General features: G+C 72.4%; 21 protein-coding genes and 2 pseudogenes. 16 read left to right on the top strand and 7 right to left on the bottom strand.

Features of this window, described 5'->3' with window-relative positions; genetic code table 11:
• Nucleotides 1-20: 20 nt before the first annotated feature.
• Nucleotides 21-620 (bottom strand): hypothetical protein, encoded by a 600-nt coding sequence (locus AB0Q96_RS17865; protein WP_365326409.1) that lies wholly within the window; start codon nucleotides 618-620, stop codon nucleotides 21-23.
• Nucleotides 617-991 carry a PadR family transcriptional regulator gene (locus tag AB0Q96_RS17860; RefSeq protein ID WP_365326407.1) on the bottom strand — a complete coding sequence of 125 codons (375 nt, stop codon included), beginning with the start codon at nucleotides 989-991 and terminating at the stop codon, nucleotides 617-619. The genes AB0Q96_RS17865 and AB0Q96_RS17860 overlap by 4 nt, the downstream gene beginning before the upstream one ends.
• Nucleotides 992-1,237: 246 nt before the next feature.
• Between AB0Q96_RS17860 and AB0Q96_RS17855 the strand changes: the two genes are divergently transcribed.
• Both AB0Q96_RS17855 and AB0Q96_RS17850 read left to right on the top strand, forming a co-directional pair.
• Nucleotides 1,238-2,353 (top strand): helix-turn-helix domain-containing protein, encoded by a 1,116-nt coding sequence (locus tag AB0Q96_RS17855; protein ID WP_365326405.1) that lies wholly within the window; start codon nucleotides 1,238-1,240, stop codon nucleotides 2,351-2,353.
• 66 nt (nucleotides 2,354-2,419) lie between these two features.
• Nucleotides 2,420-3,949, top strand: a complete 1,530-nt coding sequence (locus AB0Q96_RS17850; RefSeq protein ID WP_365326403.1) for an alpha/beta hydrolase — start codon at nucleotides 2,420-2,422, stop codon at nucleotides 3,947-3,949.
• Between the two features lie 108 nt (nucleotides 3,950-4,057).
• On the opposite strand, the gene AB0Q96_RS17845 is transcribed toward AB0Q96_RS17850, so the two are convergent.
• The gene (locus AB0Q96_RS17845) at nucleotides 4,058-4,534 is read right to left on the bottom strand and encodes a MarR family transcriptional regulator (RefSeq protein ID WP_365326401.1); all 477 of its coding nucleotides are present in this window, start codon (nucleotides 4,532-4,534) and stop codon (nucleotides 4,058-4,060) included.
• A 207-nt stretch (nucleotides 4,535-4,741) separates the two neighbouring features.
• Here AB0Q96_RS17845 and AB0Q96_RS17840 point away from each other — a divergent pair, with 207 nt between their 5' ends.
• The 8 genes from AB0Q96_RS17840 to AB0Q96_RS17805 all read left to right on the top strand — a co-directional run bounded on the left by AB0Q96_RS17840 (nucleotide 4,742) and on the right by AB0Q96_RS17805 (nucleotide 11,500).
• Nucleotides 4,742-6,004 (top strand): MFS transporter, encoded by a 1,263-nt coding sequence (locus AB0Q96_RS17840; protein ID WP_365326399.1) that lies wholly within the window; start codon nucleotides 4,742-4,744, stop codon nucleotides 6,002-6,004.
• A 78-nt stretch (nucleotides 6,005-6,082) separates the two neighbouring features.
• A complete protein-coding gene (locus AB0Q96_RS17835; protein ID WP_365326397.1) occupies nucleotides 6,083-6,535 on the top strand; it encodes a heme-binding protein in 453 nt (150 codons plus the stop codon).
• Nucleotides 6,532-6,879 (top strand): nuclear transport factor 2 family protein, encoded by a 348-nt coding sequence (locus AB0Q96_RS17830; protein WP_365326395.1) that lies wholly within the window; start codon nucleotides 6,532-6,534, stop codon nucleotides 6,877-6,879. Before AB0Q96_RS17835 ends, AB0Q96_RS17830 begins: the two co-directional genes overlap by 4 nt.
• Nucleotides 6,880-6,896: 17 nt before the next feature.
• Nucleotides 6,897-7,736: an aldo/keto reductase gene (locus AB0Q96_RS17825; RefSeq protein WP_365326393.1), complete on the top strand. Its 840-nt coding sequence runs from the start codon at nucleotides 6,897-6,899 to the stop codon at nucleotides 7,734-7,736.
• A 270-nt stretch (nucleotides 7,737-8,006) separates the two neighbouring features.
• Nucleotides 8,007-9,017, top strand: a complete 1,011-nt coding sequence (locus tag AB0Q96_RS17820; RefSeq protein WP_365326391.1) for an aldo/keto reductase — start codon at nucleotides 8,007-8,009, stop codon at nucleotides 9,015-9,017.
• Between the two features lie 40 nt (nucleotides 9,018-9,057).
• Complete coding sequence (locus AB0Q96_RS17815) at nucleotides 9,058-9,477, top strand: SRPBCC family protein (RefSeq protein ID WP_365326389.1); 420 nt, start codon at nucleotides 9,058-9,060, stop codon at nucleotides 9,475-9,477.
• A gap of 133 nt (nucleotides 9,478-9,610) precedes the next feature.
• Nucleotides 9,611-10,270, top strand: coding sequence for a tyrosine-protein phosphatase (locus tag AB0Q96_RS17810; protein ID WP_365326388.1), 660 nt, complete (start codon nucleotides 9,611-9,613; stop codon nucleotides 10,268-10,270).
• A 189-nt stretch (nucleotides 10,271-10,459) separates the two neighbouring features.
• Nucleotides 10,460-11,500 (top strand): vWA domain-containing protein, encoded by a 1,041-nt coding sequence (locus AB0Q96_RS17805; RefSeq protein WP_365326386.1) that lies wholly within the window; start codon nucleotides 10,460-10,462, stop codon nucleotides 11,498-11,500.
• A 261-nt stretch (nucleotides 11,501-11,761) separates the two neighbouring features.
• Here AB0Q96_RS17805 and AB0Q96_RS17800 read toward each other — a convergent pair.
• Nucleotides 11,762-11,956, bottom strand: a pseudogene (locus tag AB0Q96_RS17800) (cytochrome P450); the annotation flags it as partial.
• A gap of 258 nt (nucleotides 11,957-12,214) precedes the next feature.
• On the opposite strand from AB0Q96_RS17800, the gene AB0Q96_RS17795 reads away from it, so the two are divergent.
• From AB0Q96_RS17795 to AB0Q96_RS17780, 4 genes are all read left to right on the top strand, one after another.
• Entirely contained in the window at nucleotides 12,215-12,385 is a 171-nt protein-coding gene (locus AB0Q96_RS17795) for a hypothetical protein (protein ID WP_365326384.1), read from the top strand.
• Between the two features lie 459 nt (nucleotides 12,386-12,844).
• The gene (locus AB0Q96_RS17790; protein ID WP_365326382.1) at nucleotides 12,845-13,939 is read left to right on the top strand and encodes a chemotaxis protein; all 1,095 of its coding nucleotides are present in this window, start codon (nucleotides 12,845-12,847) and stop codon (nucleotides 13,937-13,939) included.
• Between the two features lie 51 nt (nucleotides 13,940-13,990).
• The gene (locus AB0Q96_RS17785; RefSeq protein ID WP_365326380.1) at nucleotides 13,991-14,488 is read left to right on the top strand and encodes a DUF1269 domain-containing protein; all 498 of its coding nucleotides are present in this window, start codon (nucleotides 13,991-13,993) and stop codon (nucleotides 14,486-14,488) included.
• A gap of 66 nt (nucleotides 14,489-14,554) precedes the next feature.
• Nucleotides 14,555-16,252 (top strand): hypothetical protein, encoded by a 1,698-nt coding sequence (locus AB0Q96_RS17780; RefSeq protein WP_365326377.1) that lies wholly within the window; start codon nucleotides 14,555-14,557, stop codon nucleotides 16,250-16,252.
• A 57-nt stretch (nucleotides 16,253-16,309) separates the two neighbouring features.
• Here AB0Q96_RS17780 and AB0Q96_RS17775 read toward each other — a convergent pair whose 3' ends face one another.
• The 3 genes and pseudogenes from AB0Q96_RS17775 to AB0Q96_RS17765 form a co-directional block, all read right to left on the bottom strand.
• Nucleotides 16,310-16,699 carry a discoidin domain-containing protein gene (locus AB0Q96_RS17775; protein WP_365326694.1) on the bottom strand — a complete coding sequence of 130 codons (390 nt, stop codon included), beginning with the start codon at nucleotides 16,697-16,699 and terminating at the stop codon, nucleotides 16,310-16,312.
• A gap of 30 nt (nucleotides 16,700-16,729) precedes the next feature.
• A pseudogene (locus AB0Q96_RS17770) lies at nucleotides 16,730-17,521 on the bottom strand (Tat pathway signal sequence domain protein); the annotation flags it as partial.
• Nucleotides 17,522-17,591: 70 nt separating this feature from the next.
• Entirely contained in the window at nucleotides 17,592-18,680 is a 1,089-nt protein-coding gene (locus AB0Q96_RS17765; protein ID WP_365326375.1) for a YncE family protein, read from the bottom strand.
• Between the two features lie 144 nt (nucleotides 18,681-18,824).
• Between AB0Q96_RS17765 and AB0Q96_RS17760 the strand changes: the two genes are divergently transcribed.
• A complete protein-coding gene (locus tag AB0Q96_RS17760) occupies nucleotides 18,825-19,718 on the top strand; it encodes a LysR family transcriptional regulator (protein WP_365326373.1) in 894 nt (297 codons plus the stop codon).
• Between the two features lie 207 nt (nucleotides 19,719-19,925).
• Nucleotides 19,926-21,386: a basic amino acid/polyamine antiporter gene (locus AB0Q96_RS17755; protein WP_365326371.1), complete on the top strand. Its 1,461-nt coding sequence runs from the start codon at nucleotides 19,926-19,928 to the stop codon at nucleotides 21,384-21,386.

Below are 21,386 nucleotides of genomic sequence, written 5' to 3'. Positions count from 1 at the left end.
CCGCGGAGCCGTGTCAGATGTCAGACGCGACGGGCGCGCCAGAGCCAGGCCGCGGAGCCGGCCACCACGGCGAGCATGCCGAGGTTGAAGAGGAAGGCCGGGATGCCGGCCGCCGGGCCGCCGTCGGACAGGTTCGAGGTGGCGATGACGACGCTCGGCCCGACAGCGGTGAGCAGGACGCCGGTGGTCTTCTGGACGCCGGTCCAGTGCACCGACGTGCACAGCAGCACGGCGCCGACGATCCGGAACAGGACGCCGAACAGCGGTCCGGGAAGGTCGGGGAAGACCATGATGAAGGGCAGGGAGAAGGTGAGCAGGGCGAGCGGCACCAGGGGGTGCACCTTGCCGCGCCGCGCGGGCGTCGTCGCCGCGCCGCTTCCCGACGGGGCCCCGGCGGCCCTGCCGCCCGCCTCGGACAGTGCCGTCGCCGCGATCGTACGGGGGTCCCCGAGCGCCGCCAGGACTTCGCCGATCGCGGCGTCGGGGCGCTCGGCGCGCGTCACCTCGATGTGCTCGGCGAGGTCGGCGAGGAGTTCCTGGCGCCGGTCGGCGGGGAGCGTGGAGGCCTCGCGCTCGACTGCGGCGAGGTAGTCGCGTACGGGGTCGGCAGAGATCTTCATGCGGGGTCTCCGTTGAGGTCGTGCGGGGTGCTGAGGAAGGCGTCGACGGCGTCGCGGAAGCCGGGCCAGACGCGGGTGAACTCGTCGAGCGCGGCCCGGCCGCTGTCGGTGAGCGCGTAGTAGCGGCGGGGCGGCCCGGACTCGGACTCCTGCCAGGTCGTGCTGACCAGGTCGTCGCGGCGGAGTCGGGAGAGCAGCGGATAGACCGTGCCCTGGCCGGTGGCGAGCGCCCCCGACTCCTCCAGGGCGCGCAGGAGCTCGACGCCGTAGCGGGGACGGTCCCGCATCAGGGCGAGTACGCAGTACTCCAAGACGCCCTTGCGCAGCTGGGCGGCAGCCCGGGCCTGCTTGGTCGAATCACCTGGTTCCATGCAATGCAAGATACCTGGTGGGGCAAGGGCGTGGAAGAGGCGGGGTCGCCCCATCGGGACGCGCCCGCGCGGTAGCCTCCGTGACCAGGAAGATCACCGGACGCTCGGCACGAGAACAAGGATGACGCTTTTGAGGTGCACGCGACACAGCCGAGACTCGAACCCGTCGACGAGGGGGCATGGCGCGCCGATGTGGCGCACCGCCCACCTCCCGTGCCCGCCCCGTGCGCACCGGCGGCGGACCGCGTGAGCGACCCGATGACGCCCTCCGGTCCCCGCCTTCCCGCGCCGCTCCCGGCATCGCACACCCATCCCGGCACGAAGCCCGCGTTCTTCACCCGGCTCATGCTGCACAGCGCCTCGCTCCTGGGCATCCAGGAGCGCGCGGGGGTCGATCTGCTGGGGCTGGCGCCGGAGCATCTGCACGGTGACCGGTACCGCACGCCGTCGGCCACGAACGGGCGGATCTGGGAGCTGATGACGACCCGGGCCCCGTGGGCCGAGGTCGCCGCGGTCATGGCGCGGGAGTCGGCGCTCGGGCGACTGGGGTCGTGGGACTACCTCATCACCTCCGCCGTGACGCCACTCGAAGGGATCCGGGACGCCGCCCACTACCTGGCCGCCGCCGGTGACGTCCGCAGCCACAGCCTCCTCGTCGAGGACGACGGGCGGGAGGTCACCATCAGCCACGTGAACGCCGCGGACCTGTCCTACGAAGCCGCCAACGCGGTCCGGGCGTACATACTCGGCGTGGTCTGGCGCCGCCTGTGCGAGGCGCGCCGGCTGTCGATCGCCCCGGTCCGGGTCGCCCTGGCCGCCCAGGCCCCGCGGCGCCACGACACCCTGACCGAGCTTTTCGGTACCCGGACCGTCGACTTCGAGCAGCGGGTCAGCTCGCTCACGTTCCGCACCGCCGACCTGACCGCGCCGAGCCCTTACGCCCAGCCGGGCCTGTCGGCGCTCCTCCGCCACAACACCGAACTCGGCCTGGCCGACGCCGTGCCCCTGCACGACTGGCTCGATCTCTTCCGTACCGTCCTCAAGAGCGCCGTCGACGGGGACTGCCACGACATCACCCTCGCCACGGCCGCGGCACGCCTGCGGCTCAGCGGCCGCACCCTCCAACGGCGCCTCGAAGAACACGGCACGACCTGGCGGGCCGAACTCGAGACCGCTCGGCGCGAGCGCGTCACTCGTCTCCTCGCCACCACGGACCAGACCACCGACGCGATAGCCGGCCGCACGGGCTACGCCGACGCCCGGGCCCTCCGCCGCGCCGTCACCCGCTGGACCGGCCACACCCCCAGCGCCCTCCGCCGCAGCCTCACGCCGGCCACCGCGCCCAGCGGGGTGGGGAGCTAGCCCCACCTCCGTCCCGGGGGCCGGCACCCGTGTGCCGGCCCGCCGGCCACACCTAGCGTCTTCCGTATGAAACGACCTCATATCGCCTTACTGGGCGCCGGGTTGGCCCTGGCCTTCACGATCTCCGGCGTCACCGCGACGGGGGCGGCGGCCGCATCCGCTCCGCCGCCGGTACCGCAACTCCGCTGGGGCAGCTGTGTCCTGGGGCCCGACGACCGTGAGGGCCAGGAACTCGCCGCCGCCGGGGCCGAGTGCGCGGGCGTCCCCGTACCGCTCGACTACCGGCGGCCTCAGGGGCGTACGCTCACCGTCGCCATCTCCCGGATCAAGGCCACGGACCGCGCGCACCGGATCGGGGCGCTGCTGCTGAACGACGGGGGACCGGGCGGGCCGACGATCGGCGCGCCGCCGCGTGTGCGCGCCGCCCTCAAGGACGTCGCCGCGCGGTACGACATCATCGGCATGGACCCGAGGTTCGTCGGACGGAGCGATCCGCTGGACTGCGCGTGGCCGGTGAGCAGCGGGCTCACCTCGGCGGGGAACAGCCGGGCCGCCTTCGACCGGCAGGTGGCGCTGCACAAGGACCTGGCCGCCAAGTGCCGGGCGAACGCCGGTGACCTCCTCCCGCACGCGAGCACCCGGAACACCGCGCGGGACATGGACGTGATCCGGGGCGCGCTGGGGGAGCGGAAGCTCAACTACCTGGGCGTCTCCTACGGCACGTACCTCGGTACGGTCTACGGCCAGCTGTTCCCCGGCCGCACCGGCCGGATGGTGCTCGACGGCGCGCTCGACCCGCGCGCGTACGGGCCGACGATGCTGCCGTCGCTGATCGGGCCGAGCGAGCACGCCCTGGGCGACTGGGCGGACTGGACGGCGGCCCGCGACGCCACGTACGGGCTCGGCGGGACCGCGGCGCAGGTGCTGGCAGTCGTCCGCGAGGTCGCCGGGGCGGCCGGGCGGGCGCCGCTGACGCTGGGGGAGGGCGCCGACACCTTCCGGCTGGACGACACCCAGGTGCCGTTCCTGCTGTTCGGGCCCCTCATGGACGACGGCGACGAGAACCGCGGCTTCCTGGCCGACACGGTGAACCTGCTCAGGACCGCGGCGGCCGGGCGGCCGACCGGGCCGCTGTCGGCGGACCTCGCCGGGCTGCTGCGGCACTCCTTCACCGACGTGGACTCGGCGTCGGCGAGCGCCCAGATGGCGATCCTCTGCGCGGACGGTGCCGCGCCGCGCGACCCCGAGGTGTACTGGCGGGCCATCGAGGCGAGCCGCGCCGAGCACCCCGTCTTCGGGCCCGCCCTGAACAACCTGAACCCGTGCGCGTTCTGGGAGCGCCCGCGCGAGCGCCGCACCGAGGTCCGCCACGACGTCCCCGCCCTGATCGTCTCGGCGACGGGCGACCCCCGCACCCCGTACCCCGGCGCCGTCGCCCTGCGCGGACTGCTCCCCAGTTCGCGCCTGGTGACGCTCGAAGGCGTCAACAGCCATGGCCTGTACGGGTTCTACGGCAACGCCTGCGTGGACGAGAACGTGAACGCGTACCTGGGCACCGGGCGACTGCCACGGGCGGACGTCACCTGCGGTAAGTAGCGTCGACCGGCCGGAGGGAGGCGTGGGGGTCCCGGGCCTCCCTCCGGCCGCGCCGGCGGGCGGGTGGAAGCATCCGCGTGCGGGCTCGGCCGCCAGTCCGTCAGTCGGTCAGTGGACGGGGGCCGGCGCGGCCGGGGCCTCGACGGCCTCCACCGCCGCGACCAGCGAGGTGAGCTCCGGGTTCCGCGCGGCTTCGCCGAGTGCCTCGCGAAGGGCCGCGTCGTTGGTGGGGCGGGCCTCGGCGAGGAGGGCCAGGCCGGACTCGGTGACATCGGTGTAGATGCCGCGGCGGTCGGTGGGGCACAGGTAGCGGGAGAGCAGGCCGCGGTCCTCCAGGCGGGAGACCAGGCGGGTGGTGGCGCTCTGGCTGAGCACGACGGCGTCGGCGACCTGCTTCATCTGCAGGTGGCCGCCCTCGCCGTCGTGCTGGCGGCTGAGCACGTCGAGGAGCGAGTACTCGCGCACGCTCAGGTCGTGCCCGCTCTGGAGCGCGCGCTCGATCCGCGTCTCGATCTTGCCGTGCAGGAGGGAGAGCGCACCCCATCCGCTGGCGAGGGCGGTGAGGGCGGGGTCCGTGGCGGTCATGGCTCGGTGTCTCCTTCCGGGGGAACGGGACCCAGGATACGCGCGAAAGAAATTACCGGCTAGGGCCTATAGGAGGCTGTTGCAATCATTGAGGGATGGGGTGAGGGTGTCGCGCGAGGGCTGACGGCGCTTGCGGATATAGCGCGTCTGCAAGTATTGTCTAAGCATCTAAGGAGCTTGCTCAAGTAATCGTAGAAGGTCGACCCCATGCCCCTCGCACTCCTCGCCCTGGCCATCGGGGCCTTCGGCATCGGCACCACCGAGTTCGTGATCATGGGGGTGCTGCCCCAGGTCGCCGGCGACTTCGGTGTCTCCATCCCCACCGCCGGCCTGCTGGTCACCGGATACGCGCTGGGTGTCGTCATCGGCGCGCCGGTGCTGACCGTCCTCGGTAACAAGGTCAGCCGCAAGCGGATGCTCATGTTGCTCATGGGCCTGTTCGTGATCGGGAACGCGGTCTCCGCGCTCGCCCCGAACTTCGGGCTGATGCTCACCGGCCGCGTGATCGCCTCCCTCGCGCACGGTTCGTTCTTCGGCATCGGATCCGTGGTCGCGGCGGAGCTGGTCGCCCCGCACAAGAAGGCCGGCGCCATCGCGACCATGTTCACCGGCCTGACCGTCGCCAACATCGTCGGCGTGCCGCTCGGCACCTTCATCGGGCAGGCCGTCGGCTGGCGCGTCACCTTCGCGATCGTCTCCGCGCTCGGCGTCGTCGGCCTGCTCGGCATCGCCAAACTGGTGCCGGCCATGCCCCGCCCCGAGGGCGCCCACCTGCGCCGGGAACTGACCGCGTTCCGCAACCCGCAGGTCCTGCTCGCCATGGCGATGACCGTGCTGGGCTTCGGCGGCGTCTTCGCCGCGATCACCTACATCGCGCCGATGATGACCGAGGTCGCCGGCTACTCCGAAGGCGCGGTCACCTGGCTGCTCGTCCTCTTCGGCATCGGCATGTTCGGCGGCAACCTGCTCGGCGGCCGGTTCGCCGACCGTGCGCTGATGCCGCTGCTGTACACCACCCTCGGCGGGCTCGCGATCGTGCTGGCGTTGTTCACCGTCCTCGCCCACAACAAGATCCTGGCCGCCGTCGCCATCCTCCTAGTGGGAGCGCTCGGCTTCGCCACGGTGCCGCCGCTGCAGAAGCGCGTCCTCGACCAGGCCCACGGCGCGCCGACCCTGGCCTCCGCCGTCAACATCGGCGCCTTCAACCTCGGGAACGCGCTCGCCGCCTGGCTCGGCGGCATCGTCATCGCCGCCGGCTTCGGCTACACGGCCCCGAACTGGGTCGGCGCCGTCCTCGCCGCCGCGGCCCTCGGCCTCGCCGTCTGGTCCGCCGCACTGGAGCGCCGTAGCCGCGCCACGGCGTCGGCCGAGACCGCGTCGGCAGGGACGGGGGCGGGCGGGACCGGGACGGCCGTGACGGGGGCGGGCGAGAGCGCCGGAATCCCCGCCCGGACGGCCGCTCACCACTGACCTCCCTCTCTCCCTCCTCCTCTTCCCTCCCTCTCCCACCCCTCCCCGCCATCCGCACATGCCCCCAGGAGAAGCGCCATGAGCACCACCGCCACTGCCGCCCCCGCTACCGCTCCCACCACCGTCACCCCGCTGACCACCACCGAAGCGGAGGCGCTGATCACCGCCGCCCGCCGGGCCGCCGAGGCGGCCGGGGTCACCGTCAGCGTCACGGTCCTGGACGCCGGCGGGCACCTGCTCGCCTTCCGCCGGGACGACCGGGCGGTGCTGATCTCGGGCGAGACCAGCACCCGCAAGGCGTACACCGCCCTCCAGCTCGACGCCCCCACGGCCGACCTGGTCGACCTCGTCAAGCCGGAGGGGCCGTTCCACTCGCTGCCCACCGCGCTGGACCGTCCGCTGCTCTTCATCGCCGGCGGCGTCCCCGTCCACCGCGACGGACGCCTGATCGGCGCGATCGGCGTCGGTGGCGGCGCGCCCGAGCAGGACCACGGCTTCGCCACCGCCGCACTTCAGGAGCTCTCCCGATGACCCGTACTCCGCAGGAGGTCTTCGCCGACCACGGCGAGCGCCTCGGCACCGGTGACCTCGACCTGATCAGCCGCAACTACACCGAGGACGCCGTTTTCGTCACCCCCGAAGGCGCCCTCACCGGCCGCTCGGGCGTACGCGAAGGCATCGGGCGGCTGCTGGCCGACCTGCCGGACGCCGCATGGCGGCTGACCCCGCGGTTCGCCGGAGACGTCCTGTTCCTCCAGTGGACCGCCACCGGCACCGCCCACGAGGTCCTCGACGGCGTCGACACCTTCGTCTTCAGGGACGGGCTCATCAGTGCCCAGACCGTCCGCTACACCCTCACCCCGCGCACCAAGTGAAGGAAGATCCCCGCACCATGGCACCCTCCACCGCCCCCGCCGTCCCCACCGTCACGCTGAACAACGGCGTCGAGATCCCTCAGCTCGGCTTCGGCGTCTTCCAGGTTCCTGACGACGAGACCGCCGCCGCCGTCACCACCGCTCTGGAGACCGGCTACCGCAGCATAGACACCGCTGCCATCTACGGGAACGAGGCCGGCGTCGGCCGCGCGCTGGCCGCCTCCGGCCTGCCCCGTGAGGAACTGTTCGTCACCACCAAGCTGTGGAACGCCGACCAAGGGTACGACGCCACACTCCGCGCGTTCGACGCGAGCCTCGCGAAGCTGGGCCTCGACCACGTCGACCTCTACCTCATCCACTGGCCCACTCCCGCCCGCGACCTGTACCGCGACTCCTGGCGCGCCCTGGAGCGCCTGGCCGAGGAAGGGCGCGTCCGAGCGGCCGGCGTCTCCAACTTCCAGCCGGACCACCTCGCCCGCCTGATGGACGGCGCGAAGCTGACCCCGGCCGTCAACCAGATCGAGCTGCACCCCGGCCTGCAGCAGGCGGAGCTGCGCGCCTTCCACGCCGAGCACGGCATCGCCACCGAGGCGTGGAGCCCGCTCGCCCAGGGCGCCGTCCTGAAGGACGCCGTGGTCGCCGAGCTGGCGGCCCGGTACGGCAAGTCCCCGGCCCAGGTCGTCCTGCGCTGGCACCTGCAGCTCGGCAACGTCGTCATCCCCAAGTCGGTCACCCCGGCCAGGATCCGCGAGAACTTCGAGGTCTTCGACTTCGCGCTCACGGCCGAGGAGATGCGGGCCATGACCGCGCTCGACCGCGACCTCCGCACGGGCCCGCACCCGGACGAGCTCAACTGACCCGCAGCTCCCCCCACCCCCGAGGGGCTCCGTGCCAGGCCGATCCTCACCGATCGACCGGTACGGAGCCCCTCGCCCGTTCCTGGAAGGCGCCGACGAGCTGCTGCACGAACTCGCGGAGGACGCACCCTCTTGCATTAACCCGCGTGTGCAATTATTGTTAACGCATGTAAGGCGCGTTCGCATTTACATGTGATCGCGGGCGCGAGCCATGCACCGGCACCCTTCCCGCCTCACGCCACCCCCACGCATCCACACGAAGGCACCGTCATGTCGCTCAAGGAAATCCTCCCCGGCCGTCTCGGCTTCGGCACCGCCCCGCTCGGCAACATGTTCCGCGCGATCCCCGACGAGGAGGCCCGCGCCACCGTCGAGGCCGCCTGGGAGCACGGCATCCGCGTCTACGACACGGCCCCCTTCTACGGCGCCGGACTGGCCGAGACCCGCCTCGGCGAGGTCCTGGCCGCCAAGCCGCGGGACGCCTACGTCCTGTCCACCAAGGTCGGCCGGGTCGTCCTCGACGAGCACGAGACCGCCGCCCGCGAACTGGGCGAGAAGGGCGGGCTGTTCGAGCACGGCAACCCCAACAAGATGGTCCACGAGTGGACCGCCGAGGCCACCGAGCGCTCCATCGAGGACAGCCTCAAGCGCCTCGGCACCGACCGGCTCGACATCGTCTGGGTCCACGACATCGCCCAGGACTTCCACGGCGACCTGTGGCTGAAGAAGTACGAGGAGGCCCGGACCGGCTCCTTCCGCGTCCTGTCCCGGCTGCGCGACGAAGGCGTGATCAAGGCATGGGGCCTCGGCGTCAACCGCACCGAGCCGATCGAGCTGACCCTCTCCCTCGACGAACCGCGCCCCGACGGCTTCCTCCTCGCCGGCCGCTACACCCTCCTCGACCACGAGCACGCCCTCCAGCGCCTGCTCCCCATGGCGCAGGAGCAGGGCGTCGACATGGTCGTCGGCGGCCCGTACAGCTCCGGCATCCTCGCCGGCGGCACCCACTTCGAGTACCAGCAGGCCCCGGCCGAGATCGTCGAGCGCGTCGGCAGGCTGAAGGCGCTCGCCGAGAAGCACGGCGTGAGCATCAAGGCAGCCGCGCTCCAGTTCTCCCTCGCCCACCCGGCCGCCGCCGCGGTCATCCCCGGCGCCACCCGCCCCAGCCGGATCGCCGAGGACACCGCCGCCCTGAACGAGCCCGTCCCCGCCGCGTTCTGGACGGATCTGCGCGCCGCCGCCCTGGTCAGCCCGTCCGCCCCCCTCCCGTACGGCGCCTGACACTCTCGTTCCCCACCCCACAGACCCAGGAGAATCGACCATGGCCTCCACGTCCGTCTCCCGCATCGTCCCCGCCTCGCCCCAGCAGGTCTGGAACCTCATCGGAGGCTTCGACGCCCTCCCGGACTGGCTCCCGTACATCCCCGAATGCACCGCTCTCGAAGGCGGCAGGGTCCGCCGCCTCACCAACCCCGACGGCGACGTCATCATCGAGCGCCTGCTCTCCTTCAACGAGGCCGAGCGCCACTACAGCTACGCCATCCTCGAAGCGCCGTTCCCGGTCACGGACTACATCTCCACCCTCCGCGTCCACACGGTCGACGGCCGGGACGACGTCGCCGAGGTCCAGTGGTCCGGCCGCTTCACCCCCGACAACGTCGCCGACGCCGAGGTCGAGGAACTGTTCACCGGCATCTACCGCAACGGCCTCGACGCCCTCCACCAGGCGTTCTCCGCCTGACCCGCGAGCGCGGCACGCCGCCCCCGCCGCGACGCGCAGCCTGGACAAGCACCAGGCATGCCCGGGCTGCGTCCGTCCCGCTGCCCGGCATCCCCGGAACAGCGCGTCGAACGTGGGAACGTACAGTGAGCCGATGGTGATCAACGGGGTGGGCGCGGCGGCATCGGTCCGCATCGACGGGGTGCGGAACTTCCGGGATGCCGGCGGAGTGGGGGCGCTTCCGCGTGGTGTCCTCTACCGGTCCGGCGCGTTGCACGCGATGTCAGGGGAGGGCGCGCGCGGGCTGGAGGCGCTGGGGGTGCGCGCGGTCGTCGACCTGCGCAGCCGGCCCGAGGTCGCCGACCGGCCGGACGTCCTGCACGGTACGGGCATCCGGCACCTGCACGTTCCGGTGTTCGCCGAGCAGCGGTGGCCGCGGGAGCAGATGGAGCTCTATCCGGCCATGGCGGAGCAGGCGGGCCGTGCCGTGCTGGCGGTGCTGCGGCAGTTGCCGGCCGACGCCGGGGGAGCGGTGCTCGTGCACTGCGCCTCGGGGAAGGACCGGACCGGCGTCGTCGTCGCCCTCGTCCAGGCGCTGTTCGGGGCGTCCGAGGCGGATATGGAGGCGGACTTCGTACGGTCCAACACCGAACTGGGGCTGTCCGCGGCACAGCCGTCGGCCTCCCGGGGGCACAACACCCTGCCGGTCGCGGCCGGACACCTCCACCGCGCGCTCCTGTGGATCCGCAGCCACCACGGTTCCGTGCCCGCCTACCTCCGGACGCAGGGCGCCACGGAGAAGGATCTGCCCTAGTCGGCGAAGCCGCCCTTCGGCTCGATGCTCTCCGGATTCGTACCGCCCAGGACGTCGAAGAGTGCCTCGCCATCCGGCCCCGGAACCTGCTCCCACCAGCCCACTTCGTGCAACTGATCGATTGTCAGTGGTGGGTGAGACGGTAGGTACATCGATCCGAACGAGGGATCCGAACGAGGGGGATACGTCATGTCCGGGACCCAGAACTACATCAACCACGTGGCACTCGTGCTGGACGCCAGCTCGTCCATGTCCCGCCTGCGGAACAAGGTCATCGAGGTCGCCGACCAGCAGATCGCGTACCTCGCGCGGCGGTCGAGGGAGCTGGACCAGGAGACCCGGGTCACGGTGTACGTCTTCGCCGACAAGGTGGAGTGCGTCATCTACGACAAGGACGTGCTGCGGATGCCGTCGCTGAAGCAGCTGTACCGGGTCGGCGGGATGACCGCGCTGCTCGCGGCGGCGCTGAAGTCGCAGCGGGAGCTGGCCCAGACGGCGCAGCTGTACGGCGACCACAGCTTCCTGACCTTCGTCCTGACGGACGGCCAGGAGAACGCGAGCCACCGCTCCCCGGACGCGCCGACGAAGGACCCCCGCGCGCTCGTCGGGGCCGTGGCCAAGATGATCGAGACGCAGCAGGACAACTGGACGCTCGCGGTCCTCGTCCCCGACCAGATGGGCAAGCGCGAGGCCACGCAGTGCGGCTTCCCGACGGACAACATCGCCATCTGGGACGCCACGAGCACGCAGGGCCTGGAAGAGGCCGGACAGGTCATCCAGGAGGCCACCGAGAAGTTCATGGTGGGCCGCACGAAGGGCATCCGGGGATCCCGGTCCGTCTTCGCCGCGGGCGGCGCGGCGGTCAGCAAGCAGACCATCGAGGCGGCCGGCCTCACCGCGGCGGACCCGTCCAGCTTCGAGCTGATCCCGGTGGCCCGCGACGCGGGGATCCGCGAGTGGGTGGTCGAGAGCGGGCACACCTACCGGACCGGCGGCGCGTACTACCAGCTGAGCAAGGCCGAGCGGATCCAGGCGCGCAAGCAGATCGCGGTCCTGGAGAAGAAGACGGACCGCGTGTACACGGGCCCGCAGGCGCGCGCCCTGCTCGGCCTGCCGAACGAGGAGGTACGGGTGAAGCCCGACCACAACGACGAGTTCACCATCTTCGTCCAGAGCACCAGCGTGAACCGGAAGCTGGTCGCGCAGACGAGGCTCCTGCTGATGGTCTGACGCCACCTTCGGAGCCCTTCGGCCGGCGAACCCCGCCGGCCGAAGGGCCACCTCGCGGCCACCGTCCGTCACACGGACGGACCGCGAGACCTCCGCGCCGCCCGTCGGCGGGAGCCGACGCGGAGGAAGTCCAGGCAGACGGAGCGGCGCTCACCGCCGCCCCTGAGGAAACCTAGGGCCGGCGTGCGCCGAACCGGGTGGAACAAGGGAAAGTTGGCGAGCACGCGCCACGCGGTGACCCATTTCCCGCCGGAGTCGGCCTCAGCGCAGGGTCGGGCGCGCCGGGCGGACCGGCAATGTCTCGACGCTGGTGCCGCTGAATCTGCGCTGATGGGCCGGTTCGGACTCGGGGACGGCGAGGTCCAGGTCGGGGAAGTGGTCGAACAGCCCCTCCAGGGCGATGGTGGCCTGAAGGCGCGCGAGCGGCGCGCTCACGCGGTAGGGGAGGCCGTGCCCCGGAGGATCACGGTGCCACCGACGGCCGGGACGCGGGTGGAGTCCTGGCGACCCTCCGTTGAGACCGTCGACAACTCCGTATGCCCGATCGCTGCGTTGCGGCATGATGACCGCATGGACGACCAGACTGACCAGACTTTTGAATGGGTGACCCTCTTCCGCTACGAGAACGTCGCCGGCGCCCCGCGGGCAGGCCATCTGATGGTGGCTTGACTGCGGGACCGGGGCATCGACTGGCACCCGTTCGCCGACGAGGAGATGAGGATCGACCTGATGTGCGGTGTGCGTTCCGACGGACACTGGCACGGCACGATAGCCGTCCGCTTCCGTGCCGACGCCCTCCGCCGGCTCGGACTGCACCCCGACCAGCCGACCTCGGCCCCGGCGGATCCGCTGCCGCCGAAGTGGTGGGGACCGTGGGCCCGGTGAAGCGCTAGGGGGGAGACGGGCCGCTGCCGAGGCGGTCCGACACCGTGCTGCGTCGGGCGGTCGACCGACAGCCCCGCGGACCCGTCACCCGTCGTCCTGCTCCCTCCGCCTCCCGGGACATCGGCCTCGGGGGTGTGGAGGCCCTGGCCGATCCGTTGGGCTGGCGCGTCGACTGGGACCTCACCCGGTTCGCGGCGGGCCGTGGAGTGCACCTGGTGCCTCGTTCGGCCGTCGCGGCCCCTGGGGCGCCGACGGTAGGTCCGGGCCAGGTCGCGGTCTGAGACGACGACGCCGCCGCCACCCGCCGCCCCCTCCCCGGTCGCGGGAAAGGGGGCGGAGGGGCAGGATGGGATCTTGTGGGCCCCTGTGGGGGCGCGCGTTCCGTGTGGCTTCGGTGTCGTGGCGGAGCCGCCCGACCAGGAGGGCCCGAGCCGCCCGACCCGCCAGGAAGGCCATCCCATGGATCCCGTGCTGACCCCGGTCACGCTCTCGAAGCTGCGGCAGCCCCGGCCGTACCCGGCGCTCTCCCTCGTGATGCCGACGCACCGGCGCGAACCCGACAACACCCAGGACCCCGTCCGGCTGCGCAACCTCATCGCCGAGGCGGAGAAGGCGGTCCAGCAGGACCCGGACGTGTCGCGCGAGCGGCGGGCGGACGTGCTCGACCAGCTGCGGAGGGCCGAGGCCGAGATCGACCTGGTGCACGCCGAGGACGGACTCGTGGTCTTCGTCGCACCGGGGGAGCACCACGTGTGGTCGGTGGCCCGTGAGGTTCCCGAGCGCGTCGTCCTGAGCGACACCTTCCTCACCCGGAACCTGGTCGCCGCGCAGGCCGCCGAGCAGCCGTACTGGGCGCTGGCCGTCGCCGCCGACCGGGTCTCGCTGTGGGACGGCGGGGCCGAGCGCGCCGCCGAGCACACCGGGGACGGTTTCCCGCTCTCCCGCAGCCTGGAGGACCCGGACGCGGAGCGCAAGGAACGCATCGGCGACCTGCCCAGCACCTTCCAGGACGAGGCCACCCGCCAGTTCCTGCGCGAGGCGCACGAGAAGCTGCGCGTCCTGCTGGCCTCCGAACCCCGGCCGCTCTACGTGCTCGGCTCGTCCGCCGCGCTCGCGCTGCTCGGGGAGCTCGGCTCCCTGGGCCCCGACACCCTGACGATCGAGCACGGCGGACTCGCCGCGGGTCCGGCCGCCGCCGTCCGGGACGCCGTCGACCCGGTCCGTACCGCGCGCGAAGCCGCCGCGACGGCCACCGTCGTCGCCGAACTGGACGCCGCGCGGGGCCGGCACGCGTACGCCGGCGGCATCGACGAGGTGTGGCAGGCCGTGAAGGACGGCCGGATGCGTCTCCTCGCCGTCGAGGAGAACTACCGGACCGTCGTACGGGACGAGGGCGGCCACCTGGAGCCCGCGGCCGCCGCGGAGGCGGGAGCCAGGGACGACATGGTCGACGAGATCGTCGAACAGGCCCTGGAGACAGGGGCCGAGGTCCGCTTCGTGCCCGACGACGCCCTGAACGGCCGGGGACGCATCGCGGGAGTGCTCCGGTACTGAAACGGAGCACCGCCCCCGGCGTCGTAGCGCCGTCCCCTCCGAAGGAGAGACATGTCCGAGCTCATCATCCTCGGCTACGAGGAACGCGCGGTCGCCGACAAGGCGTTCGCGGAGGTGCAGAAACTGAAGGACGGGCACGTCGTCGACCTGACCGGTCTGGCCGTCGTCACGGTGGACGAGGACGGCACGACCCACGTCGACACGCCGAAGAGGAGCGAGGAAGTGGCCCTGTCGGCCACCGCCGGCGCCCTGTGGGGCATGGTCTTCGGCATGGTCATCCTCACCCCGGCCATGGGCGTGGTGGGTGCCGCGGTCGGCGGCCTCATCGGCAAGCTGAACCAGATGGGCGTCGACAGCAAGTTCCGGGGCAAGGTCCAGGAGATCCTCCACCCCGGCTCCTCGGCCGTGGTCATCATGGCCTCCAAGGTCACGGAGGACAGGTTCGCGGCGGCGATGGCGCCCTTCGGCGGCACCGTCCTCAAGACCTCGCTCTCCGAGGACAACGAGAAGGAGCTCGCGGAGCAGCTGGCCGGCCCCGACGCGGGGTGAACGCGGCGGCGCACGGCGGTCACCCCGCCGCCGCCGTGCCGTCGGGCGGTGGTCGATACTGCCCGCATGATCGAGCACGAGACCGTCCGGACACGCCTCCGCGCCGCGGTGCGCGCCACCGACCCGTGGACCGCGCTGGAGGCGCTGGGCGCCGACCGTCCCGACGGTCTCGCCGAGGCGGTCGAGGAGCTGTACCGGTCGGACCTGGAGCCGGGGAACGTCCGCCGCCACCTGACCTGGCTCCTCCGGATCCTCGGCGAACCCGGCGGGGCGGTACTGCTGCGCCTGCTCGCCGAGCCGTCCTTCACCGCCGCCGACCGCCGGGACCTGCTGGGGACCGCCGTGTCGCGCGGGCTGCGGCTGCCGGCGGCCCTCCTGCACGCGTTCGCCGACGCCGAGACCGTGCCACAGTCCGACGGCGACGACGGGGGCGGCGGTGACGACGGCGACCGCGCGGACGGCGCCGGACGTGGGGACGAGGCGCGCACGGGCGGCTCGGTCCCGCCCGAACTCGTCGATGCCATGGGGCTCTCCGGGGACCTTTCCCTGGCGCCCCGTCTCGGCGCCCTCCTCGACGACCCCGACGCCCCGCACGGCCGCGTCGCCCTCGCCCTGGGCCGACTCGGCGCGCGCGAGTGGACGGTGCCGATCGCCCAGCGACTGCCCGAGGCGAACCGGCTCGACCACAGCGCGTTCGCGGTCGCGCTGGAGCTCATGGGCGATCCGGCCGCCGTGCCGCACCTGCTGCGATGGCTGGCCGACAGCGGCGAAGAGCGGGTGTTCGACGTCCACCACGCCCTCGTACGGCTCACCGAACGCGACCCGCTGCTGCCCGAGCGGGCGCGCGGGGCGGCCTACGCGGCGGCCGTGCGCGCCGCCTGGGCCGACGGTCGTACCGAGCGCGCGCCGGCGGTGGTGGGGGACGTCGTCGTGGAGTCCGGCGCCTGGGCCCGCTTCTCCGTGGACGACGGCGCGGGCCGGATCCAGGTCGCCTACGACCCGCCGACGCCCGGATCCTCCTGGCCGCGCTGGGACCGCTCCCTGACGTTCGACCGGAAGCCGCTGTACCGGGTCGGCTCGATCTGTGACACCTGCGAGCTGGGCCTGACCCTGCTGGACTGGCCGGACGATCGGGCGCACCGGGTCGCGGCCCGGATGCGCGAGCGGCTGGCCGGCCTGGACCGGCTCGACGCCGCCCTGTTCGACGAGTGGAGTCCCGTACTCGGCGAGCTGAGGACCGGTCACTACCGCGCCCTCCTGCTCGACCTCCCGCTGGAGCGGGTCACCGAGCCGGACCGGTCCTGGTGGCATCGCCGCGCGGCGGACCGCGAACCGGAGGACGCCGACGACCCCGCGTACGGCGTGCCTCCCGAGGGCTCCTGGCCGGGCGTCGCGCACTTCCAGCTCACGGCACCCGTCCCGGGCGGCCGGGTGCCGAGCACGTACGGGGCGCTCCTGCCCTCGCAGCCGCCGGAGGCGCTCGACCCGGTGACCGTCGCCCGGCACACGGCCGCCGTAGCGGCGGGTGAGCGGCCCGCCGCCGTCGCCCTCGGCTGGATCGACGACCGGTCTCCGGAGGGCGGGGGCGAGGAGCGCTGGCTCGTCGGCGCCGTCCTGGACGGGCACCACCGGCTCACCGCGTACGCGGCCGCCGGCGTACCCGCCAGGGTGCTCCTGCTCGCCCGGGTGGACGAGGGCCCGGGCGCGGACGGCGGTCTGGAGGGACTGGCGGAGGTGGCCGCGGCGTACGGCTGCCGGCCCTGACCCCCGCGCCGCACGGGGGTCAGGGCCGGGGCCCGGCGCGGCCCGTTCACCGGCGGCTCACGCCGCTGGGGTGCCGTACACCTTGAACTCCCAGAGGGAGTAGCCGTACGCCGTGGCCCGCTTGGTGGCGTACACCCGGACGTAGCGGGCGGTGCCGGAGACCGTCAGGTCGTCGGTGCCGCCGTCGCCCGTCGTGGTCGTGTGGAGGTCGGTCCAGGTGGTGCCGTCCAGGGAGCCCTGGACGCGGTAGGCGCTCGCGTGGGCGGCCTCCCATTCGAGCCGGACGCGGGACAGGGCGGCCGGGGCGCCGAGGTCGACGCGGAGCCACTGCGGGTCGACGCCTTCGACGGACGCCCATCGGGTGGTGCCCGCCCCGTCGACGGCCTTGCCCGGTTCGAAGCCGGCGGCCTCGGTGGACGAGGCCGTGGCGGGGCGGCCCTGGGACAGCAGGCTCTCGGTGCCGCCGCCGCTGCCGGTGAGCTGGTAGGCCTTCAGGTTCTTCAGGAGCAGATACGTGTCGCGCAGCGAGCCGGACGTGTCGCCGAGCGAGCGGTAGATGCCCCACTTGGGCCGGACCCGGTCGGCGAGGAAGGTGTCGACGCCCGTCTTGGTGGCGTCCACGACGGTGGTGCCGCCGCTCTTGACCACCCAGCGCACCGAACCGGCCGTGCCGTCGCCGATCTTCATCTCGTACTCGATGTCGATCCACTTGTTCTGCAGCGGCTCCAGGTTGGTCCGGCCGACCAGGATGTCGCCGTCGAAGATCTTGTGCTCGATGGTCTGCACCCCGTTGACCCGGCGCAGCGAGGTCACCGTGATCGGCGAGGTGCCGCTGCCGGGCTGCTTCGTCTGCATGATGTGGGTGAAGGTCGTCGTGGCCATGAGCGAGCTGGGGATGTACATCGAGTACGTCACCCGCCAGGTCTCGCCCGGGCGCCACTCCAGGAAACCGGAGGGCGAGGTGCGGTTGCCGGTGACCTCCTGGCGTTGCCGGTCGTCGTACGAGTCGCGGTCGACGGTGTGCATGTCGAACCGGTACGCGTCCCCGGCGACCTTGATGTGCGGCGCGCCGCCGGGATGGGAGCCCGCGCGGTCGTCCTCGACGGTCTCGAACGCGCCGAGCCCGTCGGTGGCGGCGTCCGGCGACCACCTGAGCGTCCAGGAGGCCGCCGCCTGGGCGGTGGACAGCGGGGAGAGCAGGCCGAGCAGGGACAGGGCGAGGGCCGCCAGGGTCGCGATCGCTACGGGGAACGCGCGTCGGCGTGTCATGTACCGCCTCCAGAGGGGGAGTTGGGGCTGATGTCGATGACGCGCGCCATACTGCCCGAGCCGGCAGTCGTTAGTAAAGCTTCCTGACAGTTATTGACGCCGAGTGGGGGACCGGGCCCGGGATGTAGGCGAGGCCGTGGGCGCCGGGTTCCGCCAGCCTGGCGATGTCCAGCCGGGCCAGGGGCCGCAGCGTCTCCAGGTCGACGACGTCGACGGTGGACGAGACGACGCAGGCCACATAGGCGATCCGGCCGTCGGGCGACGAGGTGACCGTCAGCGGGAAGTGCCCCACCTCGACCTGACCCAGCCGCTCGCGGGTGTCGGCGCGGAACACCGTGAGGCGTCCCGGCGCGTGGCGCCCGAGTGGAGACGCGGGGTCGGGTTCCATGCGCAGTTCTCCCGCGAGCAGCTTGCCCGTCGAGGTCAGATGCACCGGCAGGACGACGTTCTCCGTCGGCAGGACGTCGACGACCGATGCCGCCTCGGCGTCGATCACCCGGATGCCCGCCGCCGGCCGCTCCTCGGCGGCGGAGAAGGAGCCGGCGTAGGGCGCGGCGACGAAGACCTCAGCGCCGTCGGCCGCGACGGCGAGCCCCTCGCTGCCCGGCACCTCGACCTTCCCGGTCAGGACGCCCCGTTCGAGGTCGACGACCGAGACGAACGGCGCCTCCTTGTTGGTGGCGTAGCCCGTCGTCCCCGCCGGATCGATGGCGAACCAGTGCGGGCCGGGCGCGTCCGTGTCGATCCGGCCGAGGGGGCGGCGGGTCGCCGTGTCGATCACGACCACACCGCCGGGCCGGTCCGCCGAACCCTCCACGCTGACGTAGAGGCGGCGCCGAGACGTGTCCACGGCCAGGCCGTGCGGGCCGTGTTCGGGGGCGAGGTCGATGACCTCGACGACCCGGCGCGCATCGGGGTCGATGACCGTCAGTTCCGTGCGCCGGCCGCTGTTGGCGTGGTAGTAGCCCGACCGGTACGCCGTCGTGCACCACAGCAGGCGCTCCGTCGGGTCGAAACACAACTCGTGCGGTTCGGCGGGGACTTCCACCGCCCCGAGGAAGCGGTCGGAGGCGGCGTCGAAGAACGACACGGTCGGGCCGCTCTGGCTGACCACGGCCAGGACATCGCCGTCCCGGCCGGCGCGGGGGGACTGCAGCATGGAGGACTCCTGTGAGGAAGGGAGGAAGGGAAGGGGGGAAGGATGCCCCCTCACTCTCGGCCCGGAGCCCCCTCCACGGCCATGCAAAGATCGGCATCCCATCATTGCCGCAAACGCAAGAATGCGGCTCAGGAGTGTGGACACGTGGATCTCAACCTGCTGCGCGCCCTGGATGCCCTGCTCCAGGAGAACAGCGTGACGCGCGCCGCCGAGCGGCTCGGCACGTCCCCCGCGGCGGCCAGCCGCACCCTGGCCCGGCTCCGCCGCGCCGTCGGCGACCCCCTGCTCGTACGCGCCGGGCAGCAGATGGTCCCGACCCCGCGCGCCCTCGAACTCCGCGAGGAGGTTGCCGTGTTGCTGCGCGGCTGCGACCGCCTCCTCCGCCCGGGCGCCGGCTTCGACGCCGTCCACCTCCAGCGCACCTTCACCGTCCAGGCCGCCGACCTGCTCCTCGCGGGGCTGGCCGGCACCCTGAGCGACCGGATCCACGCCGAAGCGCCTCACGTGGACGTGGTCTTCCTGCCCGAGGCGCTGGAGGGCGGGCCCGCGCTCCGGCAAGGCGCGGTCGACGTCGAACTGGGCGTCCTCGGCCACCTGGACCCCGAGATCCAGACCCGCCCCCTCTCCCGTACCCCCCTGGTCGGCATCGCCCGCAGCGGCCACCCCCTCTTCGACGGGAAGATCGACGCCCACCGCTTCGCGGCCGTCGGCCACATCGGCATCTCCCGGCTCGGCAAACGCCACGGCCCCATCGACAACGCCCTGGCGGAACAAGGGCTGCGGCGCAGGGTCGCCGTGGTCGTACCGAGCCACACCAGCGCGATGATGCTCGCCAGGGACACCGACCTCGTCGCGCTCACCCTGGCCGACTGGCTGCCCCGCACCACCGAGGCGCTGGGCCTGCGCACGTTCCCGCTCCCGTTCGACCTGCCGCCCCTCGACCTCGCCATGGCCTGGCACCCCCGCAACGCGACCGACCCCGCGCACCGCTGGTTCCGCGACCACCTGGCGGCCGCCGCCGGTCGTGAGGACCGGTGACGCGCAGGGGCCGCCGGGACCGTCAGACGGAGTACTCGGCAGGACAAAAGGTGTGCATCGGCATAGATTTTTGATCCATTGGGCAGGCGGCCGGTCCGGCGCCTGCCGTCAGCTTCGAACACGGGCGTGATGAGGGCGGTCGGTCCGCCGTGGGCGCAAGGCCGACGGCGGACCCGCTGCGGCCCCCGCGGCGCCACGAGGTGCGCCATGACCCATGCCGACCAGCATGCCGACGCCGTCCCGGGCGAGTCCCCACCGACCGCCAAGCTCACGCTGCTGACGCTCACGGCGATGGTCGTCGGATCCATGGTGGGCGCCGGCGTCTTCTCCCTTCCCCGCCGGTTCGCCCAGGAGACGGGCGTCGCCGGCGCCCTGATCGCCTGGGCGGTGGCGGGCGTTGGCATGCTGATGCTCGCCTTCGTCTTCCAGACCCTCGCGGTGCGGCGACCGGACCTGGACGCCGGCGTCTACGCGTACGCCAAGGCCGGCTTCGGCGAGTACCTGGGCTTCTTCTCGGCCTTCGGCTACTGGGCGAGCGCCTGTGTGGGCAACGTGACGTACTGGGTGCTGATCATGTCCACGATCGGCGCGATCGCACCCGCCCTCGGCGACGGTGACACGGCCCTGGCGATCATCCTGTCCTCCGTCGGCCTGTGGGGTTTCTTCCTCCTCATCCGCCGCGGCGTGAAGGAGGCGACGGCGATCAACCGGATCGTGACCGTCGCCAAGCTGGTGCCGATCATCGTCTTCGTCATCCTGGCGCTCGTCTTCTTCGAACCGTCCGTGTTCGCCGACAACTTCGGCGGCGCGGACTACGCGGGGTCCCTGTTCAACCAGGTGCGCGGAACCATGCTCGCGACCGTCTTCGTCTTCCTCGGAGTGGAGGGCGCCAGTGTCTATTCCCGCCACGCCAAGCGCCGAGAGGACGTCGGGCGGGCGACCGTGCTGGGGTTCCTGAGCGTCTTTGCGATCTTCGCCTCCGTCACCATCGTGTCGTACGGCATCCTCCCGATGAGCGAGATTGCCCAGCTCCGGCAGCCCTCCATGGCCGGCGTCCTGGAGGCGGCGGTCGGCACGTGGGGGAAGGCGTTCGTCAGCGTCGGCCTGATCATCTCCGTCCTCGGCGCCTATCTGGCCTGGACGCTGATGGCGGCGGAGGTGCTGTTCGTGGCGGCCAAGGACGAGGACATGCCGCGCTTCCTCGGGCGCTCCAGCGGTGACGACGTGCCCGTCCCCGCCCTGCTGTTCACCACGGCCCTCAGCCAGATCGTCCTCGTCGTCACGGCCTTCTCGGACGACGCGTTCAACTTCGCCCTCGACCTGACCAGCGCACTCAGCCTGATCCCCTTCCTGCTGGCCGCCGCGTTCGCCGTGAAGATCGCACTGAGACCGGAACGGGAGAAGGTGAAGGGGCGGACCACCCGCCGGGAACTCGTCGTCGCTGCCGTCGCCACCCTCTACACGGCCTTCCTCCTCTACGCCGCGGGGCTCAAGTTCGTCCTCGTCTCCTTCATCATCTACGCCCCCGCCACGTTCCTGTTCGTCAAGGCCCGCCGCGAGCAGAACCGGCGGCTGTTCTCGCCCAAGGAGGCCGTCATCTGCGCCGTCTCCGTCGTCGGGGCCGTCCTCGGGGTCGTCGCCCTCGCCGCCGACTGGATCGAACTCTGA

This window comes from Streptomyces sp. NPDC093111 (assembly GCF_040683955.1).
Classification (GTDB): Bacteria; Actinomycetota; Actinomycetes; order Streptomycetales; family Streptomycetaceae; genus Streptomyces.
The sequence above is the reverse complement of the archived record's forward strand: the minus strand, read 5'-3'. Positions and strand labels throughout refer to the sequence as shown.